The sequence below is a fragment of the Methylobacterium sp. Leaf104 genome, assembly GCF_001422885.1.
Taxonomy (GTDB): Bacteria; Pseudomonadota; Alphaproteobacteria; order Rhizobiales; family Beijerinckiaceae; genus Methylobacterium.
In genome coordinates this window covers 128759-146716 of record NZ_LMMZ01000038.1, presented here as the reverse complement: position 1 = coordinate 146716, position 17958 = coordinate 128759, and the positions used below count along the sequence as shown (strand labels likewise).

At 60.4% G+C, this 17958-nt stretch carries 11 protein-coding genes; 3 read left to right on the top strand and 8 right to left on the bottom strand.

Annotated elements, in window-relative coordinates; all coding sequences use genetic code 11:
* Positions 1–34: 34 nt before the first annotated feature.
* Together ASF49_RS23910 and ASF49_RS23905 are read right to left on the bottom strand one after the other, a co-directional pair.
* Entirely contained in the window at positions 35–2704 is a 2670-nt protein-coding gene (locus ASF49_RS23910; RefSeq protein ID WP_156653096.1) for a hypothetical protein, read from the bottom strand.
* A gap of 304 nt (positions 2705–3008) precedes the next feature.
* Positions 3009–3836: a hypothetical protein gene (locus ASF49_RS23905; RefSeq protein ID WP_156653095.1), complete on the bottom strand. Its 828-nt coding sequence runs from the start codon at positions 3834–3836 to the stop codon at positions 3009–3011.
* A 483-nt stretch (positions 3837–4319) separates the two neighbouring features.
* Here ASF49_RS23905 and ASF49_RS23900 point away from each other — a divergent pair, with 483 nt between their 5' ends.
* Together ASF49_RS23900 and ASF49_RS23895 are read left to right on the top strand one after the other, a co-directional pair.
* Complete coding sequence (locus ASF49_RS23900) at positions 4320–5834, top strand: hypothetical protein (protein WP_156653094.1); 1515 nt, start codon at positions 4320–4322, stop codon at positions 5832–5834.
* A 101-nt stretch (positions 5835–5935) separates the two neighbouring features.
* Positions 5936–8125, top strand: coding sequence for a hypothetical protein (locus ASF49_RS23895; protein ID WP_156653093.1), 2190 nt, complete (start codon positions 5936–5938; stop codon positions 8123–8125).
* Between the two features lie 223 nt (positions 8126–8348).
* Here ASF49_RS23895 and ASF49_RS23890 read toward each other — a convergent pair whose 3' ends face one another.
* The 4 genes from ASF49_RS23890 to ASF49_RS19085 form a co-directional block, all read right to left on the bottom strand.
* A complete protein-coding gene (locus tag ASF49_RS23890; RefSeq protein ID WP_162240982.1) occupies positions 8349–11036 on the bottom strand; it encodes a helicase-related protein in 2688 nt (895 codons plus the stop codon).
* Between the two features lies 1 nt (position 11037).
* Complete coding sequence (locus tag ASF49_RS24080) at positions 11038–12996, bottom strand: hypothetical protein (protein WP_162240985.1); 1959 nt, start codon at positions 12994–12996, stop codon at positions 11038–11040.
* Between the two features lie 4 nt (positions 12997–13000).
* Complete coding sequence (locus tag ASF49_RS23885; RefSeq protein WP_156653091.1) at positions 13001–14293, bottom strand: hypothetical protein; 1293 nt, start codon at positions 14291–14293, stop codon at positions 13001–13003.
* A gap of 982 nt (positions 14294–15275) precedes the next feature.
* A complete protein-coding gene (locus ASF49_RS19085) occupies positions 15276–15812 on the bottom strand; it encodes a PilZ domain-containing protein (RefSeq protein ID WP_156653090.1) in 537 nt (178 codons plus the stop codon).
* 490 nt (positions 15813–16302) lie between these two features.
* Here ASF49_RS19085 and ASF49_RS19080 point away from each other — a divergent pair, with 490 nt between their 5' ends.
* Positions 16303–16680 carry a hypothetical protein gene (locus ASF49_RS19080; RefSeq protein WP_056476706.1) on the top strand — a complete coding sequence of 126 codons (378 nt, stop codon included), beginning with the start codon at positions 16303–16305 and terminating at the stop codon, positions 16678–16680.
* Here ASF49_RS19080 and ASF49_RS24600 read toward each other — a convergent pair.
* Positions 16661–17041, bottom strand: coding sequence for a hypothetical protein (locus ASF49_RS24600; RefSeq protein ID WP_243214795.1), 381 nt, complete (start codon positions 17039–17041; stop codon positions 16661–16663). The genes ASF49_RS19080 and ASF49_RS24600 overlap by 20 nt on opposite strands.
* Before the next feature lie 83 nt (positions 17042–17124).
* The gene (locus ASF49_RS24595) at positions 17125–17892 is read right to left on the bottom strand and encodes an MFS transporter (RefSeq protein WP_243214796.1); all 768 of its coding nucleotides are present in this window, start codon (positions 17890–17892) and stop codon (positions 17125–17127) included.
* Positions 17893–17958 lie beyond the last annotated feature (66 nt).

Here is a 17958-nt window from a genome sequence, read left to right as displayed (position 1 = left end):
CGTCCCGTCCTGCGTCCTGGGTGTTGTCTGCCGATCAATAGCGCGGCCCGACTCCGTCGGTTGGGTCTGTCCCAGGATCTCCGTTCGGATCTTCTGTGGGATCCGGCAGGATCTCGAACGTAAGTCCGATTGCCCGAGCCTTCCTTCTAATATTGGAGAAGTAGATCGGGTGCTTCGGCGAGAACGCACCGTCCAGCTTGCGAATTGCGTGCGCCCACGCATCGCCAGCCCACTTCGTGTCCTTGAAGATCCGCTCGACTCCAGGTGCGCCTCGTAGGAGAAAGAAGCCCGGATCGTCGTTGCGAACCCTCATCATGATGTCTAGCGACGCGAGGATGCGTGCACTCAGACGCTTTTCATCGACGCCGTCTGCAATCAAATCACGATGCTCGCGGGCCAACCATTGCCCCAACGACGATCCGGAAATCACATGCGCGAAAAGGTGGTGAAGAGCCTCTCCAGCGTCGTCACGATCGACTTCTTCGGCGTGCTCTGCAGTCGTTAGTGCAAAATCTGCGACCTCAAGCTTGACCTCTTTAGGCTCTGGAACCCGACCATGAAGCGCTACGAAAGCTGCTCCGAGTAGCGTTGCAATATTAGTCCTGAGACGGGCGTCAAGCCCGGGCATTTCTACTTCGAATGCCTCTCTTGCTGGAGCGATGAGTAGCGCCTTCGATGCCATATATCCGCACCACTTCGGACCTGCGTCGGCGAAATGCGCAAGCTCAGCCGTAATGTGGCGGGCGGCTTCTTGATCGTTCTCGTGCATGACGAGTTCGAGCAATAGGATGCGGCTCGCATCAGCAGGGGAGAGGCCCGCTGGATTGATGCCGCTGAAGAAGAACGTCGTGCGGAGGCTAAACTGCATCGCCTTTCCCTCAGGCGTACCCCGTAGGACCGGCGTTACTCCAGAGGATGCACTGCGAGCCAGCATCACGATGGCCTGCTGCCGCCCCCGTCTCTGATCGCTCTCAAACTCATCGATGATAACTGGAAGGCTGTCGGGACCCACCGCTTGGCGGATGCCGGCTTCCGAGCTGTCGCCAGTCGTCGACAAGGCCAGAGGTGTGAGGAGTGCCGTAGCAAGCCCATGCAGCGTGCTCTTTCCTGCTTTCGGCGGTCCATAGACGAAGCAGTGCGGCCGCCAAGCCAGCACGCCACAGATGGGCGCGATGGCAAGCCAACCGAGCAAAAGCGTCGCATTCTTCGGGTCGCGAAACCTGAAGCGGTCGAGCAACTGCGATAGGCGTGCCGTGTCGAAACTCGGATCGGCGGGCAACGGTATCGGCTCGAAACAGAGGTACTGGTTCTGCAGCCCCTCCCGCAAAGGCCCACCAAGATTGATGACGACTTCGCCGTCCTCAACCCAGATACCGCGACCGCGGATCCGAGTTGGATTGAACGGGCCCACCTCCTTGCACGCGGCAATGATCGCCTCGCCAGCTGCCGTAGGACTGAACGATTTGTCAGTCGCGAACTGACGTTTCCAGAAGCTCGACGGTGCAACGCCTTGTAGCCATTGACCGGAGAGTAACTGTTGGGCGCTCGCAGGGATGATGATGTTGCGCACCGGATCACGAAGCGCAAAATTGCCGTCACGGGTGTAACCGAGCGGGATAGGACCCTCGTCCCCTGGATCGTACCGGCGCGGGCCGTTCCCGAGCTGTACGGGTGACGTGATCCTTCCGTGGTGCGGACAAGTCTGACAGCCCACATGCCCAAGATCCGATTCGATCGACGCACATGTCCGTGGCATCGGAGATTTGATCGCGCGTTCGATCTTGGCCTGCGCTTCCCTTTCGTCGTACCGGTGGTAGTGCTCACTGTAGGCGTGGAACGTGGCCTCCGGATCCTGGCAACAGGCAGTAATGCTGGCAGCTGCAAACCACTCAGGCTCTGAGCAGGAACCGGCTCCATCGCCAGTGACATCGTTATACCAAGAACAGTCTCGCCTAATGGCTTCATGCCGGGCTGGAGGAAAGCTGTTGCCTGATTCGCGCTTCCGTTTGCTAGGGGACGGCGGGGCCGGGGGCGAAGCAAAATCGGCAAGCACCGCAACTGTATAGCGGAGTGTTGGGTCGAAGGTTTGAAGAACGACCGGCTTTTTGCCCCCTCCCTTATGATTGAACGTCCCGGGCAGCCGGAAAGCCCGAGCGATATCGCCGACGCTATCGATTTCAGCTCCGTGCTCGCGGAATACCGCCTGCATAGCCCGGCTGAAGTTGAGGGAAATGGTCTTCGCGCGCTGCCGATCCTCTTCAGTCGTGATGACGATCGGTTGATCGAAGAACCAGTGCCAATGCTCTCCGTTTCCTGTCGCGACAACTGCCGACGGCGCGTGCAGCAGACCGGACCGGATTACGCTCGCGGCTTCAGCATCAGCGACATAGAGCTTCTTGGTATCTTTCTTGGACACGAAGTCGACGTCGACAATTAGGCCCGATACCTGCGCGACGGTATCAATCGCTCCCCGTTTCGCACCGCCGACGCGAGTGCTCTGGGTACCGATCACCCCGTAAAGATCGGCCGTATCTTTTCTCCGTTCGATCATAGCCGCAAGAGAAGTCCACTCACTTGCATCAAAAGAGGCGGTATTCCGGGTCGGCAGTTGGAACACCAGCTGAAAGCCCGTGAAGGTTTCGCCATGAAGGGCTTTCAAAAAATCGGCGGCGGTATCATTGGTGGGCATCGGGGCGGCGCTCATGACGCTCCTCCCCGCTGGGCCGGCGACCGGCCCAGAATCAGTTCGATTTCAGAGAAGCGGACGTAGCGCCGCGAGTTGAGGAAGGTCGTAGTCGGGACCAGACCAATCTGCGCAGCGCGCTGGATTTTCCAATACGGGATACCGAGGCGTGCCGCCGCCTGGCGAAAAGTTAGCAATGGCTCCGTGGTGTGCAAATGACTGTTGAGGGGAAGTGGGGCAGGCATTGTCCGTCCTCGCTGATGGCCTCCCTCAGGGGGGCGACGAGGTCGATATGCGCACCGATTCGCTCGACGATTTGCGACCCTTAGGCCTTGCTGTTTTTTCGAAACTTGAGCTCGGAGAGAGGGGGAAGCAGATGGCGAGGAAATTTTTCTGAGCGAGATAATTTCAGAATTTTACTTTTACTGAGGCGCTTAAATCCAGACCGGACAACGGGTAGCCCCTCTTTGTCGATGACAGAAAGTCGGTCAAACCACTTTTTATTGAAAAAATCGGGCCTTAAAGGGCATTCTAATTCGCCGCGAACAATTCTTCGGCAAAATTGCGCGAATTCCATCTCTACGCTAGTTCGGCTTGGACCGTGTTTACGCACAAAAACGCCATTATCAGTAAGCCAACGTGCATACCATACTTCGCGGGCACTATTGTCTGCTTTGCTTCCAGCACTAGTCTTAGTCCTCTCATACTTCTGCGACTGCTCACTTAATTCATCTAGCTCAACAGCACTGCCAAAAAGCGCTCCAAAGCGCCACCAGGCCTCGAGGAAATTCATCGTCACACGTCTAGACTCAATCGCCTTTTCGATTTCGTCTCTCCAATTTATGACTTCGATAAAATCCGGAACGCTAGTTTCATCCTTGTGTTTTTGATTGATTTCTTTCGATAATTTTTGAGCTCTCGACATCCATGGCCCGGTGCCCAGCGAGATGTAATAGCTGTGTTCATACTTCTTGAATAGCAAACCGTCGCGGTGCTTCATGCCGACAAGAAGGCCGCCTTCATATGCTTCATTTTCTTTGTAGGTTGGAACCCGGAAGAGCTGAAGGATATCTGATAGTTCATGATAACGCTCCGAGATCCGATCCCAGTCGACCTCGCTACACGATTGCGGCGGCAGATTTTCGTCAGACATATGTATGTCACTTGGAGACAGGTGGATCCCTTGAGTGTTATTAGCTGTCGAAGTTAAGGATCCCTTCTAGGAAAACTGTGCGTTGATGGTGTACATCCCCCCGACATATGGGATCCCTGACGCGCCGAAGGGCGCTCGGACGAAATATCTATATTGCATTCGAGGATATGCTTGTCAGTTCACCCAAACCAGGGATATTTCGACTATCCGCTTTCAAAGCGCTAAGTTAACAAGGCGGATATTCGCTTGGCCAGTGTCGGTCCGCTACGTCACGTTTTTTCCGAATACAACATTGAGTGACGGCCCTAAGCAGAACTCGAGGCGGGTAGGTTGGGCTGATGGGATGGAGTTCTGATTCAAGCTGTCGAGAATGCCTGTACGGCCACTGAAAGGTCGCCCGACGTAGCTTGCAACCCCAGCTCGGCTGTTGCACATCGCATTGGACCATTCGGATCGAGCGTCATCGAATGCGGGACGGGAGACATGATGCTGTTGCCGGAATGGACCGAAAGAACAGCGAAACGCGGGCTCGATCCCCTAGGGCTACAGAACAGCGGAGTTCAGCTGTATCAGACGCTGGTTCCCGGCATCAGCAATGTCACCTTGCGTGTCCGATACTATGGCCTCTACTGCTGGGCGAGTGAAGCGTATGCACAGGAGGTCCGCAGTACTAGCGTCGACGAGTGGCGCGACTGGATTCGACGGCTTGAGGCGTTGCATGCTCTCGTAGCTGCCCACGTCGGTGGCCAAGTTGGCGTCGCAGGAATCGAGTGGGCGCAGCGCCGCCTTGCTCTGGACGATTTTGAAGATGTTGACTTCACTGAAGGCGCCTCCCTAGATCGGGACTGTGATATATACCTGAGACAATCATTTGGAGTATTCGGACAAGCCTATCTTTCGCAGCTAATCGAGCTCGGCTTATTCGAGGTGCCGCAGCACCATTTAATTCCAGTACGGACAGCAGCAGGTCTCGTGGTGGCTAAAGCCTTCGGTGCATCGATCGGGGAACAGCTCGGGCAGGCTCTCGTCGACGCGATCAAGATCGCTAAGGTCACGCGAACTCAGCTGGCCCAGATGAAGCCGATTCTTCCCTCGGAGATACAGGCTGGCAATGAACGAGACGCCTACGAAGCCGTACTTTTCGGAACGGATGTAGAGGCTACTGTTTCCACTCAGCGCCGACGGGACACGCTGATGCTCGTTCTCCACTCCGCTCGCGAGACGTCAAAGCGGCCAAATTCAACTATTGTCAGGCAGCGGCTCTTCAAGGCTGACCAGCCTGTCCCGGTGTCGCTCGAAGTTCAGCGGCTTCGGTGGGAGACATATCACGCACAGGATCTGTGGCAGTCAGCAGCAGGCGCGCTGTTGAGCTGGTCAATTTCGATCATCGAAGAGTTCGACGACGGTCGTTCACTACCGGAAATCCATGCTGAGGTGGCAGCTCGACTACGGGATCGCAGTGCTGAGACCTCGAAGTTGATCTGGCGCGAATACCGCGGATCGGTAGATCTCGATGATAGTGCCTTTAACGAGCGGATGCGTCGGCTGCTCTCGAACCAGGAGCTTCGAGAAGACCGCGCCCTTGTTGGCATCGAACAGTTGGCAGCGCTCGATGAACGCTGCCGACTGAGGCCCGATTTGGAGAGCGAAATCGTTCGTTCGTTCGCTCTCGGCGGCGGCGGAAGGTCCATACGCTCGGAACTTCAATGGATTCGCAAGAATGAAAACCGGTCACTCGATCAAGTCGTACCCGATATGGTGGCTGAAAGAATCATCAGCCGCCACACCTGGGTCGCTACACAGAAGCTGCGTCGCCAACGCGACTACACTTTTCTGTTCGAAAGCCGTGAAGGTCGGTACGCCTTCCGCTCACAATCCGACCCGGTGCTTACGACGCCGCGACTCGATCCAGCGATCCAATTCCTCGTCGACATCAAGCTGATAGGCGTCGAGGGCTGCACAGGCGCAGGTCTGGCTATCATCGAGCAGGTCCATTGAGGTACGCCGAGCGTCTTTCCAAGCGACGTTCCGCTAGTCGTGGTTACCACAGCGCAATCGTCACCAGCTTTGCCGTAGAATTCTCTAGCTTCGAGGAGCTTATGCTCCCGCAGTTGGCGGCCGCCGGAGCGACCAACATCGTGCTGATTGCCGACGAGAGGATGATGGGCATCGCCCTAAGCGACGGTTCTATTCTGCCTCGGCAGCTTGGCCGCGACTACGTTTCGTGTGGACCAAGCCAACACTCTGGTGTGTTCCATTCGAAGATCGTGGTGCAGCTTGGTCGAGAAGGCGGCCGCGCATTCCTCGGTTCAGCCAACGTAACGGCGTCAGGGATTGGCGGCAATCTCGAGATTGTCTCTGAAATAAGCTGCGGGATCGAAGCCTCATCGGAACAGGAGTTCGTACGTTCGGTCTGGCGGTATCTTGAAGACGTTACTGCCGGCGGAGACAGCACCGTCAGAGATGCAATGCGTTGGGCGCGGGACCGGGCACCATGGCTCAGCGGGCCGCCACCGGGCACCATTCAATCCCTGGAAGACGGAAGCCTTATAGCTTTTCTCGGCCGACCTGGGCCTAGCGGTATCGCCGACGCCTTCGTGGAGTTCGTCGATGCACCAGTTGAACGACTCGTAGTGATGAGTCCCTATTTCGACGACGACTTTGAGGCGCTACGGGACCTGTCGGAGCGGCTGGAGAGCTCAATGACGGTGGTCATTATTGATTCCGGAGGCCACGGTCTCACCCACGATCATCCTGTCTTTCCGGGTCTAGAATTGATCGACGCGTCCGAGTGGTCGAAGGGCAAGGGACGGTTCAAGCACGCAAAATTGATCATCGCTCAGACTGCGGACTACGATCATGTCTTAGCTGGCAGCGCCAACTGCACCGTTCCAGCCCTGGGTCGCACCGGGTTCGATGGTTCGAACTCGGAAGCTTCTGTCTATCGTCGCGTGCCCCGCGACGAGGCCTTAGCGGCGCTCGACCTACAGGAGTTCTTGCAGGGATCGCGTATCCAGCTTGCAGATCTCCAGCCGGTGAAACGGCTACCTCCAATCGAACTCGATACAGCTAAGACAGCTTATGCGGGTCGTTTCGAAGCCGATCGAAATGAGTTGAAATGGACGCCACCTGGCAGAAGTTGGAGCGGGCGTCTCGTTCTACTAGATGTCGGTGCAATCGAAATTGGCGAAGTTCGGATTGCTGAGATGGAGGCGGTTGGGGCGATCCGGACTGCACGCGTCGACGCATTGGAAGAGATCCACTTCCTGCGCATCGAAGATGGCGACGCTTCGTCGACGATCGCTCCTTTGATGCATCGGGGAATACTTCGAGGCAAACGCCGCGAGGCAGCTCACAGGAATGTGGCTTTAGCCGCGTCCAGTTTTGTCGATCGGAACGACCTTCAGCTCTTCCTCGTGCAAGCTCTCGATGAGCTTCAGCGAGCCGACGTTGAAGACGTTACTTCTACTGCCGGAAAAGGCCGAAATCGAAGCAACGACAATGAGGAGAAGGATGGCCCGAGTGAGGTGCTTCCATATGACCGCTTCGTAGAGCAGAAGCCTGGAGCACGGCGCCCCCAAGGAGGCGAGAGCACGATCGCCGGCCTACATTCCGATGGCGTAAGAACACTGTTGAACCGCCTGTCCGGTTCGCAGCCTGCCCCCGAAAACAACGCGACGACCAATGACGACTGGATGGATCTCGACGACGAGGATCAGGAAAGGACGCTGACCGTCGACGTTGCCGAGGCAAAGCTGACCGACCGTCCGCCTCCAGACCGGGCTGCATTCGTTAAGGCAGTTCGAATCTACGAAAACTCAATGGCTGGCGGCCCAAATGCTCGACAGGTGCTCGGGGTCGATGTTCTGAGGCTCCGATTCTGGCTGCTTTTGCTGCTGCATGCAGCGCGTCGCCCTAGCTATGACCTAGGCCTGCCGTGCACGATAGAAGACTGGGGTTGGCCGCGTCTGACCGTCAGGATTCTGTCGACTTTCTTCTTTCCGAAAGATGCGCCCATCGCCCGGCTCGTACTTGAAGGCGGCTTTCTCGACATGCCTGTCGATTTTCTGGAGGCTTGGACGACCGCCCTATGGTGCCTCGATGCAGTTACGGATGCCCTTGAGCCCACCCGAGGCAATAAGGATCTCGTTTCCAAGCTTCCGCTACTTCGCCGAACCATTATCCAGAGGCTCGGTCTGACCAAGGTCGAATACGAGGGACCGGTCGCCAGTCGAGTGCGCAACGGTCTGGAGTTGGAATTTGGTGTATTAAAACAAATGCGCAGGTAGATTATAAACGCCAGCTCGGAACGATTGGCGGTTCTTGTGGGAAGCAATCCGAGGCAGTCTTGCTGTTTTTAGTCAAGACGAAGTCGGTGCCCTATAATCTGAAGGGTGAGACGACGCGTCTTTTCGAACTGGGAGTACGTTGGCCGGCCGCAAGTTTGACCCGTACAAAGAAAAGGTCTTCATAGATCGGATCAATTTGGAGGGGTTCGGGGATCACAATTGATCAAGTTGGGGCTGGTTCCGACCCGTTCCCGTCTTGTCGCTTAGGCTCAAAATCGGGAGCTGCGGCATCAAGGCGGTGAACTGCGTCCCGCTCCTCAGCCGTACATCCCGGCCGCAGACGGTGGGGAACCACGATGCCGTGCAATTGCGCGCGCAGATCGTCCCAGCGCTCGTGCAGCACGCGCCAGTGATAAGCATCGTACGTACCTTCGAAGATCACAGGCCGGATCTCAATGCGCGGGAGAGAGTGGGTGCCTGTGTTAAGTGCTGCCTTCAGTGCTTTGGCCCAGTGGCTCCCGACCCGGTCGACGCGTCCGACCTGCTGTTCGACTACGCCGGGGTTCCACTCCGGGTGCAGCAGGATCACGACCCGGCAAGCTTGATGGAGGTTTAGCCCTTCACGCCCGACGAGCGATTGCGCAACGAGGACCCGCGGGTTGCTTTCCGGTCGGTTGAAGGCGAGTTGTAACGTTCGGCGGGTAGGCAGCGCGGTTCCGCCGTTCATGAGGCGGGCGAAGCGTCCTCGCTCGGTCCTGTACTCCTCTCCGAGACGCTCCGCGAGCGTGCGCCAGAGCGCACTAGCCTCGGCGGTGTCTAGCGCTCCGTCTCCGTCTGCGTCTCCCTCGCCGCGCTCGCGCAGCGCCGACAGGAGCTGAAGAAAGGCTTCAGCGACTGCTTCAGCTGAAAGGGTAGAGGGCGTCTTGGCTTCGCCAGTGTCTGTTATTTCACTATCCGAGCGCTGCCCGCGATCAAGAAGCTGGTCGATGGCTGCAGCTAGGACAGCGCGATCTCCGTCGCGCCCTGACCGTGCCGCCTCTGCTAGCACGCGAGCCTCCTGTTCTGCCTCGGGCAGACCGCGAAGAATGAGTTCAAACAACGATGCCCGGAGAGCCTCGCGTCGCCGCTCTATCCCCTCGTACTGCCGGGCAAGCAGCGCATCGATGGCCGCGGGATCGAACCTCCCCGTGCGCCCGAGTTGGTGGTGAGCAGCTGCTGTGGCGTCGATTTCGCGCTGGTCGATCTGGCGCTGCGGCCACGGCGCCCCGGCGTCTAGTGCGCGCAGCATCGCCCGAGCGTTGAGGAGTTCTACAAGCGCACGCATCGGACCGGTGAATCGGCCGAAGACCAAGACCTTCTCGCCCTCTGCGTGATACTCCTCGATGGCGGTAACAGCCGCTAGGATCGCAGGATGCGCAAGGAGAGCTCCGTCGGCTCGCGCCGTACTGTCGATGACTCGCTGCCACCATGCTGCGCGCTCAAGGCGTTTCTGTTCCCCGTGAGACTGGGCGCTTTGCTCGACGAGCGTTATGGACTCGGCTGGCGTAAGACTGGCGTCGGTATCTGGATCGCCGGGCTGTAACATCGCATCCTCCGCGGCAGCCGCTGAGGCGTCGAGCCGGGTTGCAATGCCATGGCCGTTCGCAAAGGTTAGTCGCAGGCGTTGGGCTGCGGGATCTTCGCGTCCGCGTACAACGAAGGAGAGTGCCTCCGCCGCGCACACCGCTCTCCGCCAGCCTAGGCTGAGATCGGCCGGCGTCACAGCGATGTCGTGCTGCCAGCGGTAAGCATCGGCGTCGCCTACCGTCGAGGAAATCTCGCAGAAGAGGGAGACGTCCGGGTCTCTGCGCTTGTCGCGGCGCAGAACATAGGGACGAAGCGTCTTTTCAAAGGCGCAAGCTGCCGAGACGTAAGCCTCCCGCGCCGCTGCGCTGCTACGCCAGCCGAGGCGTACGCGCCGGGCGGCGTCGCTATAGTGCTCGATAATCGGCCGGATCTGTGCTCGGGACGCCTCATCGACCTCGATGCGGGCGAGGGCCTGATCCCAGTCGCTTGCACTAATTTCGACTGGTGTCGCAGTCAGGCAGAGGCGTCGAGCGAGCTCTGATGTCAGCAGGGTGTTCCTGAGCAGGTTCGCAAGTCCGCCGTCTTCGCCGCGATTTTTATGCGCCTCGTCAATGATGACCAGGTCGAACGCGCCGAACCCTAGGCCGACAGCGGCCTGCAAGAGGTGGCGTGATGGACTGTTCCGCTCGTAGCTCGCTCCTTGGTTCGCTGCCCGCCACACGGTCTCGCTGCCGAGGGTTGCGAAGCGCGACTGCACTGCTTTTTCGGACGAACCGACGCAGAATTTCGCTATCGAGCGGGCTGCGGCCTGAACCCAAGTATCTGCACGCTCCGACATCGCCTTGAACCCGTGCGGGTAGGTGCCAGTCACGGCGTGCTGCGCCAAACCGGCAAGAAGCGGTAGGATTTCAAAGCGCCAGCGCCGCGTGGTCGCCCCAAGCCGCCAGGTGACGAAGCCGTGCGAGATCAGAAGCACGCGCCGGTCGAACCATGGTTTAGGCTGATTTGGGTCGGACCAAGCGGCAAGGAAGCCCCACAGGCTACGTACGACGTCAGGAACGTTCGGAATGTCGCCGTGGCGCAGCTCTTCTTGCCATTGAAAGCCCAGCGTTGGGGGGACCAGGATGGCGACGCGCCCTCCGGCCTCGGTGACCGCGCGAGCGAGCGCGACTGCAATGCGCGTCTTGCCCATCCCAACCTCGTCGGCGATGACCACTCCATGCGCCGGAAGGCGCTGCGCCAAGGCGCACAGGCTGGCGCGTTGCCCCTCGTTCAGGTGCGAGCCTGCTGCGGCGGAGAGGATCTCGAGGTTCTTACCGACCCGGTGCCAGCCCGCGAATGTCATTTTACGCCTCGAAGGTGGCGAGCCCGGCGACCTGCCAAGCGGTTGCGACGCGTGCGAGGGTGTCCTCGTAGAGCTGTCCTTCTGGGCTCGCGGCGTCACGCGCGAAGTCTGGCCGGAAGGGCTCGGCGCGAAGGGCGCTGAAGGGATCGAGGCCGAGCGCGCGGAAGGCTTCAACCTCAGCATCAGCACCGACGAGTTCGAGAGTCTGTCCAAGCCGCACGCACCAGGCTGTCCAGTCGGCGGGATGTAGGTCCGTCTGCCGCGCTGCGATCCGCTCGATCAGGCCCATAACCTGCCGGATAGGATATTCCCCAGCCGGTAGAGCCGTGCTGCGCCGGCTAGCGCCGCTCGACCCATTCCTGTCACCCTCGCTGCCGTCGTCCACCTCGGTCTCGTCAGCGTCGTCCGCCGGAGGATTGGGAAAGTCTGAGAGCAACGACCAGACCTCATCGAGGGCAACAGGGGCAAGGGGTGTGGCACCGACCCGGCCGTGCTCGTCGATCACCGGCACCCGCTCGGTATATGCGTGTCCGCCCGCCGTCCATTTGACAGTCACCTCCGGCGGGCACGGACCTGGCCAGAGCACGGACCGTCCATCTTGCGCACACACCGCCCCAGACGGGTTAAGCACCTCGAAGGTAAGATCTCTCTCGTTGGGCGGAGTGAGACGCCCGGTTTCATCGGGGGCGGGCGTCCAGATCAGGTGCGAGACCGGCGCATTGCGGTAGAGTTCGGACCGATCAGGCATCTCGCCGCCCGGGGTCACGCTCTCAGCCTCTAGAAGGGTATCCTCGTCCCAGGTGATAGGCAGGGCCGATTTCACTGGCACACCGCCCATGTCTTCCTCCCAGGTGAGCCCTTCGGGAGACAGCACGATCCCAGCCTCAAGGTTGCCGCCGGCGGGACCAGCGCGCAGCAGCCCGGGATGTGTGAGGTTGCCTGAGCCGAGATAAAGCCATGCCTGCCGGCAGCGGGGCGAGCGTCGGTCGTCTTGCGCGCCGAACAGGAACTTGGCGTGCAGAGTTCGCGTGCGATGGAACGGCCCCTGTCCGGGCCTACGCACACTCCAGCCGGCATCGGCGATCGCCGTCGTCGCTCCCGCGACAGCTTGGCAGCCATCAGGATTTACGAAGAGGTTGACGTCCAGCTTCGGCGCGAGGAGACCGGCTTCGTCGAGGGCCGCGATGACCTGGGCTGGAACCTGCGGAACGCCACTACCTACTCCGCCCTCGTAGAAGCCCGAGCCCATCGCGAGATAGTTGCGGCGCGCAGGTGCGATCCGTTCGACGATCTGCGGCAGAAGCGCTTGCGTCCGGCTGTCGATGAAGCGTGGACGGACGTCTGTCGGTGCATCCGCTGCTACGCGTGCACGCCAGCGATCAAATGACGCTATAGCTTCGCGCGTGAGGCGGGATGCCGCCTCAAGCGGCGCGGTATCGACTTGGTCGCGTAACTCGGCGAGAAACCCTGATCCGGCCGTAAGATCGACCAAGCGCTGACCAACCTCCACCCGTCCAAGCTCGTCTGAAGCGACATCCACTTGGCAGGCAAGGTCGAGGCTCTCTTCGAGCGTCTCGCGCGTCCAATTACCGGTAGAGACGAGGAGGCGCAGCCGCCAGCCATCGCCGCCTAAGGGACGGAATCCAAGCAGCGCAATCTTGGCATGTATAAGGCGGAATAGGCCACTTTGTGGAAGTGGGAGATGCAGGACCCCGGGTGCATCGACGATCGAAACCCGAGGGCTGCCAGGATCGAGAATAAGTCCTAACGCAACCTCACCCTCGGCGGCTCGGCGCCGCTGCGTGCGCCGGGTGAAGCGCTCTGCAGCGGCGTTGAGGAAGAACGCGTCAGCGGAGTAGCCGCAGAGCCAGCCGAAACTGCCGACATATCCATCCGGCGGCTCGAACAGATGTAATAGAGCGGGCGGCTGCTCTGAGCCGAAGGTCCGGCGGTTATTCATCGCGTCAGAGCCCTTCGACGTCGCCGGTCGCTGCACGTAGGTCGGGCGCCAGAGTGGCCAAGTTGTGAATGCGCCGCGAGATGCTCTCCGGCAGCGGAGGAATACCTTCCTCCGGCGGCTCGTCCAGGCTTTCGTCTAGGATTGCTACCGCAGTGTCGTCGAGGTCTGGTTCGCTGAGCGGCTGCCCTTCGAAGGCGGAGCCAGCTAGGATGGAGCTGTCGATGAGGCGCAGAATACGGCCATCGCGCGCCACCAAGCGAGAGATCAGAAGCTGGTCATCCGCCTCAACGCAGTCCGTGCAGAACTGCGAAGCGGCTCTTCCGGGCGAGGGATCGTGTCCGGTGAACAGGAAGGCGCCAGCTCGCTCGCGCAGGCGGTCGATCGCAGGAATTAGGGCGACTTCCACAGCATCACTGAGGGCGAGTTTACGTATTCCTGCCGAGCCCATGCGGGCCTCGATTCGTCTAAGCACCGAGCCACCCGCTTCCTCTCCTGCCGCGGCCTCCATCACGCTGGCGAACACGGCACCGGCACGCATATCAGCCCAGTGCGTCGCATCAATGATACCGGCCGGTTGCTCGTCCCAGGAGGTGTGTCCGCCTGGACCAAGCTCTTCAACGAAGGCCAGCGCCTCGCGACGGCGGGACCTCTCGGGCTCAGGGCCGGATATGAAAGCCTCCCGTAGAATTTCACGCGCGCTATCGGACAGTGGGCGCGTTGGATCCAGTTCCTCCAAAATCGCTTTGCGACGCACCGGCAGGCTTCCGCCCTTGGCCCAGGGCAGAAGCGCAGTGCGAGCACGCGGGCAAGTGGCCTCCAGAAGGGCAACGCCACGTTCGGTGAGAGCGTAGCTGTTGAAGCGTCGGTTCGTAGCCGAGACGAGCCCGAGCATAGGTAGCGCGTCGCGCGTTCCGATCCGCATCGGCTGACTGACGTAGAAGGCGCGGCTGCCGGCATGCTTGAAGGTAGGATCCTCCCGCTTAGAATACAGCTGAAGCTTGAGGTAGCCCGGCAGCCGCGGATCGCGGCTCCATTTGTTACGAGTAAGCGTCGACCATACCGCGAAGGCTTCTACAGCGTTGGCCGCAAGGATGTTTGCAGAACCACGACCATCAGCGCGCAACGACTCGCCTATATGAATGCCGAGGAGAGCGAGGACAACCTGCCTTCCAAACCAGACCCCCCCGAGACCTGGCACAGCCTGTTCGTTGAAGAAACGTACCGTGGCTCCCATGCCGAGAGTACGCACACGACGTGTGCCACCCAGTCGCTCACCACCGAGAAGGCCCCATTCCATCAAGCGCTCGTCCGTACCGCCGTGCTCACAACATGTAGCGCAACGAGAACTAGATCCAGCCCCGATAACACTGAAAGTTGCGAACCATCTGGCCCCATTGATGCGCGACAAGCGAGGGGCCGTCGAGGCAGCATATCAACTTGAGATCTGACTTTGAACGAGTAGAGGTTTATGTTCCTCCACTGACCCTTCAAGCTAACCACTACATAGCATTGCGTCAGGCAGGAAAGATAAATTTTGACATACGCATGGATAATTCAAGTTTATTTTGTTTCGAATGGGAGCTTGTACAAGAGGCGAAAAGCTACCTCAGAAGATCAGGCTCGTCGGCTTGCAGCTTGGATTATTAACCACGACGCTGCTCAGCGCTTCTTCGTGGTCGGAGAACATTGCTTCGACGCCGAAGAACCGATCTTTGTATTTGAACACAAACGGCAAACCGGCCGTTATGACAATTGGGAATAAGCAGGCTGTTCGTACCGAGCTGCCGTAACGGCGCCACTAATCCAACTGAAACCGCCGCCGCTGTAGTGCCTCCCTTCACCGGCCAGGAGCCGCAAAATCAAGGCCCCACACGATAGCTGCGCGTTTGAGTTTCCGTGGTGATCGAGGAAAGGTGCAACGGCACCTACAGCAGAACGCAATGAGTTCGGCGGCCGACGTCAGGCAGAAGCGGGGCTGGTGCGGTTACTGATGGGGTTACTGATGGGGTTACAGTGATCTGGCAGCACGCCACTCCATAGATTTAGACGAAATTACTCGCTGCGTCACTGGAAACCGGCGATCAGCAGCCGTTTGCAGCCCTCAAAATATCGCCGATCGCAGTGGAGTCGCGTGCACCCGTATCGATTGTAGGAACATCCAGATTCATCTGCTTGTAAGCGGTAGGTCGCGAGTTCAAGTCCCGCAACCGGCACCACCCCTTCTCTACTCGGGCTGAAACTGGAAATCAGCCCGCTCCGACAGGGATCTGGGCGCCTCTTCAGGCCGGAAGCACCGCGTGCCGAGCGTATGGGACCGATCGGCCGGATGGACCGGGTTGGGCCGCGATCGTCGCGTCGGGGCGCGCTGCGCAGTGCTCGATGATCTCGCCTGATTGCCAAGCGATGGAGCTGCGCCGCGCGATCAGGTCGAGGAGAGCGGCAGAGGTTCGTCGCAACCGGATCCGGGTGAGGGTCGTCTCGGTGTCGAGGTTCGGGTTCAGAGCCTCGAAGACCAGCTCTTCCTTGAAAGCGAATTCTTCCAGGATCGTTTCGATCTCGTGGCGAACGGGATCGAGGAATTCGACGCCGAAGCCGTCGGATTCCTGGCGTGCGATCCGACAGGCGCGCGGCTGATTGCTTCCGCCGATCGTGAGATCGAAATGCGCCGGGACCACACGACCCGTACCGGGCTTCAGGAACGCACCCAGTGACGAGATGTCCGTAATCGTGCACGGAATTGCGGTGCTGATCTTGGGAACGAAGATCCGCCCATCGAGCCCACAGGCCTGCCTGTAAACGCGCCTTCTGTCTGCCATGATATCAATCCGCACCCAGTCCCCTCGGTATTCTGCGGATTTACGTTAAATGGGTTGCAGAATTTATAATTGAAATATACTTCTGATCACACTCAATCAATCTCACCCCAAAACAAACAAAAACAGTCCGTACTAGAAGATATTCTATGTTTCTATCGTAAATTTTATAATTAATTTGATACGAAAAATAGAAGATATTCATCGCAATAGAAATAGTGATACAGTAAGCCAATAATTTGCACGAATTTATATTTTATTTATATAGTCACGCATCGGAAATTTTTGATCCAGGTTGAGCCTGATCGAAGCGGCAGGGCCACGAAAGCAAGCCAATTTTTCGCGACACTATCAATGACGCTCACATGAAACGGTCGAAGCAGCGGTTTCGTGCAGGGTCGGATGACTTTGGGACAAGGTCGCCCAGACGCGACGGCCGAAGTGTTGCGCTTTTGTTCTAGCCCGGACGAACCCGGGCCGGCATATTCCGCGCATGCCCATGATACTCCGGTCCGCCATCCTGCTGATGAGCCTCGTCCCGCAGGTGGCGTCTGCGCAGCCGATGCCCGAGGTCAGGCTCGATGCCCTCGAGGAGACTTGGCACGGCTGTGTGCGAGAAGCGTTCACGCACCAGCCCCGGACGCAGAGCCGGGCGGCATCCCAGCGCAGCGCCCTCGACGCGTGTCAGGCCCAGGAAGATGCCTTCGTCGCCGCGGCGATGACGGAGGCGGAAGCCGCCTCGCGGGAGCGGCGCGGCGGCCAGCCGGGTCGCTCCCCGGCCCTGACGGAGCGGCTGCGGGCCCGGGTCGCATCCATCGCCAGCGAGGTGATCGAGCCCGTCTCGTCCTGGTTCAGCGGCCTGCGCCGGTGATCCGGCCTGATCGCCGCGCGGCGTGCATGGCCAGGAGCGTCCCGGGGAAGCCGACGAGGCCGTAGAGGACGATCAGGGCGCGCCCGAGATGATCGGCCCCGAAGACGATGTCGGCCAGGAGGCCGAGGAGCGGCGGGCCGGTGCCCGAGGCGGTCAGGGTCACGGCGGCGATGAAGAGCCCGCTGACGCGCCCACGCAGGCTGACGGGGGTGAGCAGTTGGACCCCCGTCACCGCGGGCGGTGCCGTGAAGCCGAGCACCGCCGTGAGGAGGGTGAAGGCGGCGAGCGAGAGGGTCCGGTCGGAGGCCGTCGCCATGACGATCGCGGGCGGCAGGGCCGCGAGGAGCCCGCGGCCGAGCATCTGCGAGGCCGCTGCACGCCGGCGCGTCCGCCCGACGCGGTCCAGGAGGTAGCCGGCCGACAGATGGCCGATCGGCCCGCCGATCAGCAGCAGGCCCCCAGCACGACACCACTCTCCGCCGGGCTCATGCCGTGGCTGCGCACGTAGAGGGTCACCCCCCAGGCGGCCAGGGTCCGGCCCATCAGGACGGCGCAGGCCGCAGCGGCGACGTGCGGCAGGTAGATCCGCCGATGCCTCAGCATCCATGCCCAGGCGGGCCTCAGGCCCACCCTGCTCGCCGGTGGGGCCGTTGGCAGTCGAACGGCCGCCGCGCCGAGCATCAGCGCGAGGTTCGGCAGGCAGGCGAGGACGAACAGCGCTCGCCAGGGGGGCAGTGGTCCGAGACCGGGAAATGCCAGCCCGCCCCGCACGGCGAGCCACGCCAGGGTCGCGCCCCCGGCGAAGAGGGCGAAGCTCTGTCTGAAGCTGCCTCCGACCGTGAACAGGGACACGTTTCGGGCCATGCGCCCTTGCTCGGAGCCATGGGCGATGAGCGACAGCGAGGCCGGTGCGAGGCCGGCCTGGCCCAGCCCGAGGACGAGCCGGCAGAGGAGCAGCGCCGCGAAGGAGCCGGCCAGGCCGAAGCCCAAGGTCGCCAGGGTCCAGAGGCCGATGCGGGCGAGCAGGATCGTGCGCTGGTGGCCGCGATCCGCCAGGCTGCCGAAGAGCGGCATCGTCAGCGCGTACAGGATCACGAAGGCCGAGCCGTGGAGCAGCCCGAGCTGGGCGTCGCTCAGGGCGAGATCCCGCTTCACCGGGGTCGTCACCAGTGTGACGAGGAAGCGGTCGCTGGCCGCCGAGAGCTGCGCCAAGACGAGCAGCGCCAGGGGTCCGAAGCCCAGGGGGTCCGAACGGGCGCGGTGGGCACGACGTTCCGA

Excerpts from the sequence above, each read along its gene's own strand:
- ASF49_RS23910 (WP_156653096.1), bottom strand. The coding sequence starts at position 2,704 with ATGAGCGCCGCCCCGATGCCCACCAATGATACCGCCGCCGATTTTTTG.
- ASF49_RS23905 (WP_156653095.1), bottom strand. The coding sequence starts at position 3,836 with ATGTCTGACGAAAATCTGCCGCCGCAATCGTGTAGCGAGGTCGACTGG.
- ASF49_RS23900 (WP_156653094.1), top strand. The coding sequence starts at position 4,320 with ATGATGCTGTTGCCGGAATGGACCGAAAGAACAGCGAAACGCGGGCTC.
- ASF49_RS23895 (WP_156653093.1), top strand. The coding sequence starts at position 5,936 with ATGCTCCCGCAGTTGGCGGCCGCCGGAGCGACCAACATCGTGCTGATT.
- ASF49_RS23890 (WP_162240982.1), bottom strand. The coding sequence starts at position 11,036 with ATGACATTCGCGGGCTGGCACCGGGTCGGTAAGAACCTCGAGATCCTC.
- ASF49_RS24080 (WP_162240985.1), bottom strand. The coding sequence starts at position 12,996 with ATGAATAACCGCCGGACCTTCGGCTCAGAGCAGCCGCCCGCTCTATTA.
- ASF49_RS23885 (WP_156653091.1), bottom strand. The coding sequence starts at position 14,293 with ATGGAATGGGGCCTTCTCGGTGGTGAGCGACTGGGTGGCACACGTCGT.
- ASF49_RS19085 (WP_156653090.1), bottom strand. The coding sequence starts at position 15,812 with ATGGCAGACAGAAGGCGCGTTTACAGGCAGGCCTGTGGGCTCGATGGG.
- ASF49_RS19080 (WP_056476706.1), top strand. The coding sequence starts at position 16,303 with ATGCCCATGATACTCCGGTCCGCCATCCTGCTGATGAGCCTCGTCCCG.
- ASF49_RS24600 (WP_243214795.1), bottom strand. The coding sequence starts at position 17,041 with ATGCTCGGCCGCGGGCTCCTCGCGGCCCTGCCGCCCGCGATCGTCATG.